Raw genomic sequence first — 12,879 nt, 5'->3', positions numbered from 1 at the left:
GTTTTAAAGTCTGATCTATATATATTCAGAAAAAATGTCTATGAGAAGGCATCTGCCCTATATCATTATTTTGAAGGAACTTATGCAAATCTTTGTTGACGCTTTGAGAGAGGATCCACTGGTATGACTTTTTCTTCATGACTCCCTTGATGGCTTATTGGAGGATAATCAAGAAGGATTCGTAACGCTTATTTGATAAATGCATATTTTATTTAGACGTTATGTGGTTAGGGGTGCTAATATGAGCGTTGTTCGAACAGATAAATGGTTATTAAATTTATATGATAAACCAATTGAAATGTGTGAAAAGATAGAGGAGTACTTTGATGGTGCTCGCGCTTCCGAAATCTATCATTACTTAACACTACATGGGATGTACCGTCCTCTCCAGAATGGAAACAAGCTCGTGAGGAGCTTACAGGAAAATAAAGTCTGGGAAATTGTACACAAGGAAAAAAGAAAACTTCAAAATATGTGGGAAGGACCCGATGTTCCAGTCTTCATTTTTCCATCTGATATAAATAACCGAAAGATCAAACGAGACTTTAACGGAAAATCAGGGCTAGCCTTTCAAGATAAACTATTCTTATTTATCTCAGAGGATAACGAGGAAACGGAAATAAAGGCATTGCTTACACATGAATACAATCATGTTTGTCGGTTAGCCAAACTTCAAAAAAAAGAAGAGGATTACGTATTGTTAGACACCATTATTTTAGAAGGATTAGCTGAAAATGCAGTTCGTGAAAGGTTGGGCAAGGAATTTGTGTCTACTTGGACATCGTATTATTCAAATGAAGAGTTAGATAGAATATGGAAAAAATTAGTGTGCCCAAATAGAAATATTTTAAAAGCTGACCGTAAACATCAAGATATTTTATTTGGATTAGGTTACTATCCCAAAATGTCAGGATACTGTGTTGGATATTACTTAGTGAAGAATTATATTGAAGCAAATAGTCTTACCAGTAAAGATTTACTAAGTATCGAAGCTACCCATATTGCTCAATTGAACTTCCCCCCACTTAGCTAAATGGGGGGGAGTTCAACTGTAGGAAACTAAACAGAGGTGGTTACTTATTGATCACATAAGAATTCAATTAGAAACTAATGTGAGTTACTTTTCTTTCGCTTCATCTCGATAACCCCCAAAACCAGTCCCACGGACCTCTTTTATTCGCTTCATTTGAATTGAATAGGCTACACTTAGTTGGACAGATTTTTTAAGGTCAAGTAGACTACAGATCATACATTTGAGGAGAATCTACATGACCAAAAGAGAACGCCGAACATTTACTGAAGATTTTAAACAACAGATGGCAGCTGTACCAAAATGGGAAACCAAGAAAAGAGATTATTCGTGAGTATAACCTGACTCCTTCTTCTTTAGATAAGTGGGTGAGTCAAAGTCAGAACTCTGGTTCTTTTAAGGAAAAAGACAATGTAACAGACGAACAAAAAGAACTGATGGAACTCCGAAAGCGAAATAAGCAACTCGAAATAGAAAATGACATTTTAAAGCAAGCCGAGCTGATACTAGGACGGAAGTAAATGTGATCAAGAATAATCAACATAATTAAATCATTCTAGAGAAAGAGTAAACAAAAAAGCAGAACGGGATGTGTTGATTGAAAGAAGCCGTCGTGGCGAATGCTATGTGTTGGAAATTGGTGGGCGTAATGGTTCAACGCTTCATGGAAAAGAGGGATCTATGGCGTTAACCATCGGTCAGTCTGATATCTTAAAGTTATTTTTTGAATGGGAAGGTGCACTTATAAACCAAGAAATCCTTGATAACACAACAGGTATTGGAAATAAGGATAAAAAATCTGTTAAAACAGATATTTCTCGTTTGCGCACAGCTATAAAAAAGGAATTAGATGCAGATGGACATAATCTTATACAAACAGTAGGTAAAAAAAGAGGAGTTAAGGTAGCCTTTAATTTAAGGGATATTAAAGATAGTATAGAGAAGAGAGAGCTTATTAAGTATTTTAGTGAATTGTGAGGATGAATGATTGGTAATATCCAAAATATGGAATGGTGCTTGTGGCACTTGGTATCCTGTTAGGAGTGAAAGGAATGGAGAAAAAGAATCTTGTTTTTGTATATGGAACATTAAGAAAGCATCAAAGTAATGCTCATTTACTTAAGGATGCAATCCTTATTACGGTACAGTGTTGGACGAACGGTGAAATCTATGATTCTCCATATGGCTACCCGTTTATGAAACAGTCAAAAAAAGGAACGGTATATGGGGAACTCTATCAGGTGAACGAAGAACAATTGAAAGTACTAGATGATTTAGAGGATTACAGTCTGGACGAAGATAATCTCTACGATCGAGTCGTACAAACGGTTTATACCGATACCGGGTCCTTTCAGGCTCTTGTCTATGTTCTACCGGAGAATAAGCAAATAGAGGAATTGACCTATATGACAAGCGGGAACTGGAGCGTATACCGTCTGTTGAAAGACAATGATACATTTTTATATTTCGCTTACGGCAGTTGCATGGACCGTGAACGGTTTAAAAAGGCGGGTGTAAATGAACTTTTTCAGAACGTAAAAGGCCGTGGTGTTCTAGAAGGATACCAGCTGCGTTTTACCATACATGCTCATGATGGGGGCCGCGCGGACATTGTTGAGGAAGGCGGGACAGTGGAAGGAATAGTGTATGAGGTGACAAAGGAGTGCTTGGAGTATTTGTATGAGCGAGAAGGTGTGGAAGTAGGGTGGTATAGGCCAGCAGTTGTTGACGTCGATATAAATGGGACGAGTACAAAAAACGTATTGACATTTGTGGTCGTCGAAAAAGAAGCGGAAACCGCTCCGCCAACTCATTATTTTCATGAAATATTACGGGGCGGAAATGGTGTTCTTAGCCATGCTTATCTTGAAAAACTAAAGAAGCATGTGGAAGAAAAGTTTCATTAAGAAACATGAAAAATCAAGTTGGAGATCAAAAAGTAACCGAATGGGCTGAAGGGTTTTTTTTATCGTATCTTGGAGTCTAGTAGCATTTCGACAAAATCTAGCAATCTTCGGGTGGTCGCAGTGACGCAGACCACCCGGAGATTAAGCATTATTTCTAAACTCTTGAACACTAAATAAATCCTTGAAATCAGGCCATCTCATTTTTCGTTTCAAATAATCACGAAAGGAAAAGCTGCTTTTATCTTGAGGTTTATTGTAAAGCGATGAAATAAAGATTTGCAAACGAACTTGAATCATAAAATAATAACGATTATTTTCTCCTAATACAGGGATTTCAATAATTTTTATCTTCTGTCCGACAACATTTTTGAACTCTAGGCTCTTATATAACAAAATATCATCCTCTTTTTACCCGTTTCTTTCTATTATAACCTATTAATCATCTCGAAACATGTCTAAAATATCAAGCGTAGAAAATAATTGGAATATACTTATTTATATAAAAAACCAGACTCCTGTTTCAGAATCTGGTTCTTTAAAGGCTACTCTGTATGAGCAGTCTCATTTTCAAGATCGTACTTTCCGTTATAGAGAAATAACATATGAAATTTCTACTAATCTTTTATGATAGTCTCATCTTAAAATCTTGATAGCCAAACTCATGAACGATTTGACAATCTCCATCTCTATCTTGTACGGCGATGGCTGGTAATGGCATACCGTTAAAAGTGGTGTTTTTCACCATCGTGTAGATTGCCATATCACCAAACACTAATCGCTCTCCACTCTTTAATGGTTGATCAAAAGAATAATCTCCGATTATATCTCCAGCAAGACAAGTTTGTCCTCCAAGTCGATACATATATGGCTTCTCTCCCACTTCCCCTGAACCAAGAAGAGGGGGACGATAAGGCATTTCTAACACATCAGGCATATGACAAGATGCAGAAGTGTCAAGAATAGCGATATCCATATCATTTTGCAATGTATCGAGTACAGATGTAACTAAATATCCAGCATTAAGAGCAACGGCTTCTCCTGGCTCCAGATAAACTTCCAAACCATATCGGTGTTGCATTCTCTTAATACAATCTTCTAGTAATGGGATATCATAATCTTCTCTTGTAATATGATGACCGCCACCAAAGTTGATCCATTCCATTTGCGAAAGCCATGGTCCAAACTTTTCTTCCACTGCATGAAGAGTTGTTTCTAAATCGTCAGAGTTTTGCTGACAAAGTGTATGGAAATGCAGCCCTGAAACACCTTCAAGCAAATCGGGACGAAAATGCTCTTTTGTTACACCAAATCGAGAACCTGGTGAACATGGGTCATAGATGGCATGCCCAACTTGTGTGGAGCATTCAGGATTGATGCGTAAGCCCATTTTTTTACCAGCTTGAAGAACTTTATCTTTAAACTTTTCCACCTGTGAGAAGGAATTAAAGATGATATGATCGCAAAGGGATATAATTTCGTCGATTTCATCCTCACGATAGGCAGGGGAAAAGACATGATTTTCTTTCCCCATTTCCTCGTAACCTAGACGAGCCTCGTATAAGCCACTTGCTGTTGTACCACTTAAATACTTGGCCATGAGAGGGTACATCGTATACATTGAAAATGCTTTTTGTGCCAAAACAATCTTGCATCCTGTACGTTCCATGACTCCATTCAGGGTTTTGAGATTTTTTTCCAGAAGACGTTCATCGACTACATAACATGGTGTGGGTAATTCTTTAAACTGCATATTAACGAACGAGCTCCGGCTCTAATTCTTTCGCAGGCTCACCATCAACAAGCTCTGGATTAAGGTCTTCTTTCCATGGAAGTCCCCATTTGTTCAATGCTTCCATGAATGGATCTGGATCAAATTCTTCAATATTGTATACGCCTGGTTTACTCCACTTTCCAGTCATCAACATCATCGCACCAATCATCGCAGGAACGCCTGTTGTATAAGAAACTGCCTGAGAACCTACTTCTCTAAAACATTCTTCATGATCACAAACATTGTACACATAATACGTTTTATCTTTTCCATCTTTTTTACCACGGAAGATACAACCAATGTTGGTTTTCCCCTTCGTGCGTGGTCCAAGTGAAGCAGGGTCTGGTAATACAGCTTTCAAGAACTGAAGTGGAATGATTTGTTTTCCTTCAAATTCAATTGGCTCAATGGAAGTCATTCCGACATTTTCAAGACATTTTAAGTGAGTAAGGTAACTTTGGCCAAATGTCATGAAGAAACGGATACGCTTGATTCCAGGAATGTTTACAGCAAGAGATTCAAGTTCTTCGTGGTACAACAAATACATATCTTTCTCGCCAACTTCAGGGAAATTATAAACCCGTTTGATTTCCATTGGTTTCGTTTCGATCCATTCACCGTTTTCCCAATATCTTCCATTTGCAGAAACTTCACGAATATTGATTTCAGGATTGAAATTCGTGGCAAAAGGATAGCCGTGATCGCCTGCATTACAGTCAAGAATATCGATATATTCAATTTCATCAAAATGATGTTTAAGCGCATGGGCAGAAAATACACCTGTTACACCAGGGTCAAAGCCACTACCTAAAAGAGCCGTAATACCAGCCTTTTCAAAACGTTCGCGATAGTCCCACTGCCATTTGTATTCAAATTTTGCTGTATCTTCTGGCTCATAGTTTGCTGTATCCATATAGTTTGTTTTTGTTGCTAGACAAGCATCCATGATCGTTAAATCTTGATATGGTAAAGCTAAGTTCATGACGATGTCTGGTTGTACTTCTTCAATTAAAGCAATCAATTCATCAACATTATTCGCATCAACTTGTGCAGTTGTAATTTTTGTTTTTCCACCATCTAATTTTTCTTTTAAAGCATCGCATTTTGATTTTGTACGACTTGCGATACAAATTTCCTCAAATACATCACTGTTTTGAACACATTTGTGGATGGAAACTGAAGCCACTCCTCCACAACCAATAATAAGTGCTTTTCCCATTTCTCTAATCTCCTAACTAAATAGATTTTGCAAAGCAAAGAGGAATTCCATCACAACCTAACTAGCGGTATATCTACTATTTAGGAGGTTTGTAGGAAAAAGATTATTGTCAGAACCCCTCGAAAAAATTTTAACAACAAAAAAAGCAAGTGAAAAACGCATAATCGCGCACAACACTTGCTTTAGATATAATATCAATATGAAAAAAGCATAAGTATATCCAGGACAAAAGCCATATGTATACGTCTATCATAAAAGTTCTAGGACTTTATGATAGAAAGCTCTTTAATATTTAAAATATATCATAATAGGATCAGAGTCTGTATAGCAAATAATTACTTTTACTACTCTTATTGACCGTTTCACAAGTTGATGTGCATATGCACTGGTTGTTAAAGTAACCAACTTATAAAATTTGAGCTTTTAACTCAATCAATAAGGCAACTAAAGTTGCCAATCGGCATTTGACCCGGCTGTCCGTATGGCCTTAACTTCCCTTAAAGAAGTGGTCAAAATTATCTGCTTGGAAAGACTCGAATTGATTGAATAGTAGCTTTCCAATTAACGCTTCTCTATATTATCAGCATATATTAATAATAGCAATAGGCAAAATGATTATTGCTACAAATTTCGACATGTGAAATCATTCATGGGTAGAATATTTATTTAATCCCCTTGTCCATTGCATCTTGATTTCGTTATTATTCGAACATGAAGTCAGGATCAATAGATTGGCTATCGTAAGTACGAGTGAAATAAAATAATTCTTCATGATTTTCCCCTTTGAACAATGGAAGTCTTCTTTATGAAATATTTTGGTACTTAATACTGTACAAAAAGTATAAACGTGGTTAGAATGAGTATATAATATATAAAACCAATGGGAGATGTAGGGATTTATGTTAGAAAATATTCGTTCGATTCCAAGACCGCTTGTTCAAACGAATCAATCGGTCATTGTCATAAGTGTCGTTTTAACCTGGTTAACCAATAGTGAGTGGTTTTTATTAATCCCCTTGATTGCAGGACTGTCAGGAATTCTTTTTGGTTTTAATCCTATCATGCAGATCGCCAAACGTTTTTTAAAGAAACCAATAAAGAGCTATATTCCTGAGGAGTGGGAACAACAGCAGTTTAATCAAAAAATAGCGGTTGTTTGCTTAGGAGCAGGATTTTTGAGTTTTTTGCTTGGTTGGGATATTGTGGGATATGTCTTTACCACTCTTGTTGCTACAGCAGCATTAGTAGCCATTCTCGGATTTTGCATTGGTTGTTTTATGCATTATCAGTGGAAACAGTACAAATATAGACGAGCACATCAATAAATAACATATGTTTAAAAAATGTCTGCTTGCACAGATGCAAAAATCTATTTGTGCAAGCAGACATTTTTTTGATTTCTTGCTCTTTAACGATAATCGGTATTCCCTTATCCATTAGGAACCGGATTGTTTGCATTTTGTTTCCTTTCCGTTACCGCTTCTAGCATTTCAGATACCCCATTATAGTAAGATTTACTATAGAAGGAAGCCACCATTTCAGTCCATGTACTAGAACGCGTATTTTGAGATCTTTCTTTAAGATAATTTGAATACAATTCATTATAACTTGTATAATTTAATGGCGATTCTATTGGTCATTATCCTGTGATGACAGCTTGTTTTTTTCACAGATCATGTCATCAAGTAAGACAAAAAAATAGAAATGTAAAGAGGGTTTTTAAAATACACACTAGTATTCCTTTTAAGGTATATATTATATGCCTAATTAGTCTAACTAATATAGCCTAAACCTAATTGACGAAAGATTTATTAGGTTGTAATATTCTATGTATCAGATAAATGTGAATTAATTCACAAGAAAATTACTTGCAAGTAATATTTTCATTTAAACCCAAATTAATTATAGTAAGATACTTTTTATAAAAATTATTGTGAAGTTGTGAGCAATATTAAGTATATTTGTTTTGAATATAAGGAGTGAGAATATGGATATTAATAAGTTTGATTTTGAAGTAAAGGACCAAGTAGCCATTATTACACTTAATAATCCTCCTTTAAATATCATGACCATTGAAATGTTATATGATTTACAACAATTAGTACTTGAATGTGATAAAAATGAACAAATTCGTGTCATTATTTTTACTGCTGCAGGAGAAAAGGTTTATACAGCTGGTATGAACTTAGATGAGATGACGGGGTTGGATCGTAATGGTCTTCATGAATATCTTATCGGTTCAAGGAAAGTCTTTTCAACTTTTGAAACCGTTTTAAAACCAATTATTGTCGCTATGAAAGGAATTGTTCGTGGCGGTGGATTAGAAATGGCCTTAAGTTGTGATCTTCGTATCTGTAGTGAAAATACCAACTTCGCTCTTCCAGAAATCAATGTTGGGATATTTCCAGGTGGAGGTGGAACACAACGCCTTCAAAGAATAATTGGGCAAGCGAAAGCAAAAGAGCTTATCTATTTCGGAAAAGTATTTAATGCTGAAGAAGCCGAAAAATGGGGACTAGTTAATAAAGTTGTACCGAATGATCAACTTCTTGAGGAAGCATTGAAGTGGGCAAATGAATTAGCAGAGAAATCACCGATTGCCCTCTCAAATGTAAAAGATGTTATTCAAATAGGTGCAGAACTTGATTTAAAGCAAGCATTGCAATACGAAAATTATTCATTCCTTGATATGTTCAATACAGAGGATCGCAAAGAAGGGATCCAAGCCTTTAAAGAAAAACGCAAACCAATTTATCAAAATAGGTAATCACTTTATTAAATAATAGATAACTAAAAAATGAATGGAGAGATTATGATGACAACAATTACAGAATTATTAGGAATTCAGTATCCAATTTTTCAAGGTGGCATGGCTCGTATTTCATTAGCTCCTCTAGTGGCAGCTATAGGAAATGCAGGTGGAATTGGTTTTATCGCATCTGGCGGTATGTCTGCTGATGAAGTACGTTCAGAAATTAACAAAGTAAGAGTACTTACTGACAAACCATTCGGTGTAAATGTAATGCTTATGAACCCTGCTGTGCCTGAAATCATTGATGTTATTTGTGAAGAAGGAATTACAGCAATTACTACTGGTGCAGGTACACCAAAACCTTATATGGAAAAATTAAAAGCCCATAATGTGAAAGTATTTGCGGTTGTACCATCTGTCAAACTTGCAAAGAAAATGGAAGCGATTGGTGTGGATGGTCTTATTGCTGAAGGAACAGAATCTGGTGGTCACGTTGGAATAACAACGACAATGGCACTTGTTCCTCAAGTGGTTGATGCAGTAAACATTCCTGTACTAGCAGCAGGCGGTATTGCTGATGGCCGAGGAGTAGCAGCGGCATTGGCTTTAGGAGCAGTAGGTGTACAAATGGGGACGATATTCTTAGCAACAAAAGAATGCCCTGTACATCCAAACTTAAAACAAGCTGTTGTAAATGCAGATGATGAAGCAACAACGGTTACGGGCCGTTCTTTAGGAGCTCCAGTTCGAAGCATTAAAAATTCTATGATTGAAAGATATCTTGAAATGGAGAAAAGAAATGCAACAAGAGATGAACTAGAAGAATTAACTTTAGGATCCTTACGTAAATCTGTAGCTGAAGGAAACGTAGATGAAGGTTCGGTAATGGCTGGTCAAATTAGTGGGATGATTCATGAAGTCAAAACTTGCGAACAAGTCATCAAGGAGATGGTTGAGAGCGCACAAGATACTATCCAAAATATTCAATCGAGCCCACTAGTGGAAAGAGAGTTAGTCTTGGCATAAGTTGATTTACATTCCTCGTGGTCGTGCCTGATAAAATGGATAGTTTAAGCAGTTAGTAGATGACTCCGGTATTGTGTGAGGCCACTGAAAAACTATTCCCTTTAAATCCTTAACAGGTATTTTTACCGATATACAGTAAACAAAAGGAGTTGACCATCTACATATAGATAGTAGGTAATCAACTCCTTCTTTCTTTAAAGTAGACTTTTTCAGTGGCCTCGTATTGTGTCGGAGTCACTTCGCTCTATCTATAACTATTTGATTATAAATAGTAAATCAAATAGTTATTTCAATGAAATTGTGGACCATGTGATAATAAATATGTAAGATCATGAAATGTGTGAGGGATGAGAAAAATCCCCGCTGATGGAAGTCTTTTTTATTTTTCAAAAAAACAATTTGAATAATAGGAATTATAAAATCTCTATCGGTGAGATGAAATACGACGGGGCAGTAAAAGGCAAGGTATAATGGGAGCATCCGGTGTTTGCGTGGACGGCGGATGAAAAATAGTGAATAAAATGTATTTGAATAAAGGGGATTGTTGTATGTGTTATTATCGGATGCATTATTGTCATAGACATTTAGAGGTGGACCTATTAGATATCAGGATTAATGAGTTGAAAGAAGAGTTGATCCAAGTTGCTGGAGCAGCTGGTTTAAATAGCCCAGATACCCTACGATGTAGCCAGGAATTAGATCAACTTATCATCTTTAAAATGAAGAATCTAAAAAATCTGCAGGCAGCAGAACTTGCTTAAAATCTTCAGGAAGTCGAAAATCCTGAAATAGCAAAAAAATGATTAGTGATACAGCTGGAGGATATAAAAATATGGAAGAAGAAGTCTAAACCACAGGACAACATACATCATTCATAACTATAGGGCGAAGCATATCCATATTGAAATCATACATATTCCACGTTGTTGAAAAAGACGCTATCAACAAAAATACCACATTTTTTGTGGTGTTTTTGTCTTTCTATTCTATTTCCTTCTATTAATTAATCACTTTATAATTATCTTTTGCCATATTGAGAAAAGCAAGTGCCGGAGCTGATAATACTTCGCCTTTTTTATAAGCAACAACTACATTATATTTAATAGGTGGTTTACCAATTGTATAAATATTTGATTTGGAAAGTTGGTTATTTTTTAGGATCACCTCTGGAATGATGGTTAAACCGACTCCGTTATCCGCTAATCGATAGGCATTTTCAATATTGGTTGTTTCTAAAATAATATCAGGTTTAACAGAATAGTCATAAAAAAATTGATCTGTTAGTCTTCTTAAACCAAGTCCTTGTTTCAGTAGAATAAATTTTTCTCCCGTTAAACTTTGGATATCCATAGGAAAATGTATGATGTTGTTGCCCTGATCTGAACGATAATATTTATGTCTTTCGGAAACAATAAGAAATATTCTTTCCTCATATAAACTCTCATACATGACATCAGGATTAAAAATAGGCAGCATATTTAAAGAGATATCAATTTTACGTTGAAGCAATAATTGTTCAATCACAATAGAAGTTTCTTCAATTAAATCAATTTCAATCCCAGGATAAGTCGAAATATATTGAGGTAATAAATTATAGAGTGTATGAGAGCCTAAAATAGGATTAATCCCAAGTGTTAGACGGCCTTTCTTCATATTGGTAATGGCTTCTATTTCATATTTCATATTTAGATATGTTTTTTCGATTTCATCCGTATAGGCTAAATACCGTTCACCAGCATAGGTAAGAGTGATTGGAGTTTCATTTCTGTTAATTAACTCAATCCCTAATTCATCCTCTAATTTTTTAATAAATTTACTTAAATAGGGCTGGGATATAAATAAAGCTCTAGCTGCACTGGAAAAATTCCCTTGTTCAGCAATTGCTCTTAAGTATTCACCTGATAAATCTTTTGTCATATAGATCCTCCATATATCCTTTTAGTTATCATAATAATTCTGGTTGGGCATATGCGATTTCATTATCTGTTATCTAAAAGAAGTGTAAAACCAGTCTGTTATATAATAATATTAATGGTTATTTATCGGCTCTTTCTAGAAAAAGACGATCTGAAATGAAAGCGTTTACGAAAATAGTTCATCCAAGCTATAACTATTTGATTATAGATAGAAAATCTAAAAGGTATTTCAATAAAATCCTAAGCCATGTGATAATAAATGTGTAAGGTAATGACATGTATGAGTTCATTATAGCAGAAATATATTTATAAGTTCGAAATAATTCTGCTATATGATCTTTCAATTTAATGCATAAATATTTTAGGTAATAAATTGAAAACGGTTTCAAAATATTAAAAAATATCTAAAAGGTGGCGTATTATTTATGTTAAAAGATCAAGTAGCGATTATCACAGGATCCAGTCAAGGAATCGGAGCAGGATTGGCAAAATATTTTACGGAAAAAGGCGCTGCAGTTGTTATCAACTACCCTTTTGATTCTGAAGCAGAGAAAGCTGAAAATGTTGTAAGTGAAATTACAAAAAATGGTGGGAAAGCGATTGCCATTAAAGCAAACGTTACTAATGAAACAGAAGTTAAAACCATGATGGAAGAAACAGTTCAAGCATTTGGTAAATTAGATATACTAGTGAACAATGCAGGTATTACGAGAGACTCATCACTGAAAAAAATGACAGTCGATAATTTTAAAATGGTTCTTGATACAAACCTAGTAGGTACTTTTATTACGTGTAAAGCAGCCGCAGAAATCATGGCTGCACAAGGATATGGAAGAATCGTCAATACTTCTTCTATTGCAGGTTTACAAGGTAACTTTGGTCAAGCAAACTATGCTGCATCAAAAGCAGGTGTGATTGGTTTGACGAAAACAGCAGCGATTGAATATGCCAAAAAAGGGGTTACTGTTAATGCGATTGCCCCAGGATTTGTAAGAACGCCAATGACAGATCAAATCCCAGAAGAAATTAAAAATAACATGATCCAATCCATCCCTGCCAAACGAATTGGAGAACCGGAAGATATTGCGGCTACAGCGGCATTCTTAGCGTCAAAAGAAGCGGGGTATGTTACTGGACAAGTATTATCTATTAACGGCGGTTGGTATATGTAAGAGGAACTTTCATGGACAGGGATATAAGCATACTAGTATTATAAGTATGCTTCTCTTAAGAAAAAACCTCGTTCCTGAACAGGCTT

Annotated in this window: 12 protein-coding genes and 1 pseudogene; 9 read left to right on the top strand and 4 right to left on the bottom strand. The window is 35.6% G+C overall.

From position 1 onward, the window contains the following. Window positions 1-241: 241 nt before the first annotated feature. From JMM81_RS11205 to JMM81_RS11190, 4 genes and pseudogenes are all read left to right on the top strand, one after another. A complete protein-coding gene (locus JMM81_RS11205; protein ID WP_256241660.1) occupies window positions 242-1,033 on the top strand; it encodes a DUF2268 domain-containing putative Zn-dependent protease in 792 nt (263 codons plus the stop codon). A gap of 235 nt (window positions 1,034-1,268) precedes the next feature. Continuing rightward, window positions 1,269-1,574: pseudogene (locus tag JMM81_RS11200) on the top strand (transposase); the annotation flags it as partial. Between the two features lie 47 nt (window positions 1,575-1,621). Then, entirely contained in the window at window positions 1,622-2,008 is a 387-nt protein-coding gene (locus JMM81_RS11195; protein WP_256241659.1) for a hypothetical protein, read from the top strand. A 74-nt stretch (window positions 2,009-2,082) separates the two neighbouring features. After that, window positions 2,083-2,937, top strand: coding sequence for a gamma-glutamylcyclotransferase family protein (locus JMM81_RS11190; protein WP_256241658.1), 855 nt, complete (start codon window positions 2,083-2,085; stop codon window positions 2,935-2,937). Between the two features lie 141 nt (window positions 2,938-3,078). Here the strand turns inward: JMM81_RS11190 and JMM81_RS11185 are convergent, their stop codons facing one another. The 3 genes from JMM81_RS11185 to JMM81_RS11175 all read right to left on the bottom strand — a co-directional run bounded on the left by JMM81_RS11185 (window position 3,079) and on the right by JMM81_RS11175 (window position 5,927). Beyond that, window positions 3,079-3,330: a DUF2535 family protein gene (locus JMM81_RS11185; protein WP_256241657.1), complete on the bottom strand. Its 252-nt coding sequence runs from the start codon at window positions 3,328-3,330 to the stop codon at window positions 3,079-3,081. Window positions 3,331-3,559: 229 nt separating this feature from the next. Beyond that, window positions 3,560-4,687 (bottom strand): carboxynorspermidine decarboxylase, encoded by a 1,128-nt coding sequence (nspC, locus tag JMM81_RS11180; protein ID WP_256241656.1) that lies wholly within the window; start codon window positions 4,685-4,687, stop codon window positions 3,560-3,562. Between the two features lies 1 nt (window position 4,688). After that, window positions 4,689-5,927: a saccharopine dehydrogenase family protein gene (locus tag JMM81_RS11175; RefSeq protein ID WP_256241655.1), complete on the bottom strand. Its 1,239-nt coding sequence runs from the start codon at window positions 5,925-5,927 to the stop codon at window positions 4,689-4,691. Window positions 5,928-6,826: 899 nt separating this feature from the next. Here JMM81_RS11175 and JMM81_RS11170 point away from each other — a divergent pair. The 4 genes from JMM81_RS11170 (at window position 6,827) to JMM81_RS11155 (ending at window position 10,466) form a co-directional block, all read left to right on the top strand. Next, entirely contained in the window at window positions 6,827-7,252 is a 426-nt protein-coding gene (locus tag JMM81_RS11170) for a DUF4395 domain-containing protein (RefSeq protein WP_256241654.1), read from the top strand. A 662-nt stretch (window positions 7,253-7,914) separates the two neighbouring features. Then, window positions 7,915-8,694, top strand: coding sequence for an enoyl-CoA hydratase/isomerase family protein (locus JMM81_RS11165; protein ID WP_256241653.1), 780 nt, complete (start codon window positions 7,915-7,917; stop codon window positions 8,692-8,694). A gap of 48 nt (window positions 8,695-8,742) precedes the next feature. Next, window positions 8,743-9,705, top strand: coding sequence for a DUF561 domain-containing protein (locus JMM81_RS11160; protein WP_256241758.1), 963 nt, complete (start codon window positions 8,743-8,745; stop codon window positions 9,703-9,705). Between the two features lie 548 nt (window positions 9,706-10,253). Further along, window positions 10,254-10,466, top strand: a complete 213-nt coding sequence (locus JMM81_RS11155; RefSeq protein WP_256241652.1) for an aspartyl-phosphate phosphatase Spo0E family protein — start codon at window positions 10,254-10,256, stop codon at window positions 10,464-10,466. A gap of 238 nt (window positions 10,467-10,704) precedes the next feature. On the opposite strand, the gene JMM81_RS11150 is transcribed toward JMM81_RS11155, so the two are convergent. After that, window positions 10,705-11,622 carry a LysR family transcriptional regulator gene (locus JMM81_RS11150; RefSeq protein ID WP_256241651.1) on the bottom strand — a complete coding sequence of 306 codons (918 nt, stop codon included), beginning with the start codon at window positions 11,620-11,622 and terminating at the stop codon, window positions 10,705-10,707. A gap of 424 nt (window positions 11,623-12,046) precedes the next feature. Between JMM81_RS11150 and fabG the strand changes: the two genes are divergently transcribed. Further along, the gene (fabG, locus tag JMM81_RS11145) at window positions 12,047-12,793 is read left to right on the top strand and encodes a 3-oxoacyl-ACP reductase FabG (protein WP_256241650.1); all 747 of its coding nucleotides are present in this window, start codon (window positions 12,047-12,049) and stop codon (window positions 12,791-12,793) included. Window positions 12,794-12,879 lie beyond the last annotated feature (86 nt).

The sequence above is a fragment of the Bacillus sp. V3B genome, from assembly GCF_024494465.1.
Taxonomy (GTDB): domain Bacteria; phylum Bacillota; class Bacilli; order Bacillales; family Cytobacillaceae; genus Bacillus_BD.
Note: the sequence above shows the minus strand (reverse complement) of the source record. Positions and strands in the feature narration are given on the sequence as shown.

Excerpts from the sequence above, each read along its gene's own strand:
- fabG (WP_256241650.1), top strand. The coding sequence starts at position 12,047 with ATGTTAAAAGATCAAGTAGCGATTATCACAGGATCCAGTCAAGGAATC.
- JMM81_RS11160 (WP_256241758.1), top strand. The coding sequence starts at position 8,743 with ATGACAACAATTACAGAATTATTAGGAATTCAGTATCCAATTTTTCAA.
- JMM81_RS11150 (WP_256241651.1), bottom strand. The coding sequence starts at position 11,622 with ATGACAAAAGATTTATCAGGTGAATACTTAAGAGCAATTGCTGAACAA.
- JMM81_RS11175 (WP_256241655.1), bottom strand. The coding sequence starts at position 5,927 with ATGGGAAAAGCACTTATTATTGGTTGTGGAGGAGTGGCTTCAGTTTCC.
- JMM81_RS11170 (WP_256241654.1), top strand. The coding sequence starts at position 6,827 with ATGTTAGAAAATATTCGTTCGATTCCAAGACCGCTTGTTCAAACGAAT.
- JMM81_RS11155 (WP_256241652.1), top strand. The coding sequence starts at position 10,254 with ATGTGTTATTATCGGATGCATTATTGTCATAGACATTTAGAGGTGGAC.
- JMM81_RS11205 (WP_256241660.1), top strand. The coding sequence starts at position 242 with ATGAGCGTTGTTCGAACAGATAAATGGTTATTAAATTTATATGATAAA.
- nspC (WP_256241656.1), bottom strand. The coding sequence starts at position 4,687 with ATGCAGTTTAAAGAATTACCCACACCATGTTATGTAGTCGATGAACGT.
- JMM81_RS11190 (WP_256241658.1), top strand. The coding sequence starts at position 2,083 with ATGGAGAAAAAGAATCTTGTTTTTGTATATGGAACATTAAGAAAGCAT.
- JMM81_RS11165 (WP_256241653.1), top strand. The coding sequence starts at position 7,915 with ATGGATATTAATAAGTTTGATTTTGAAGTAAAGGACCAAGTAGCCATT.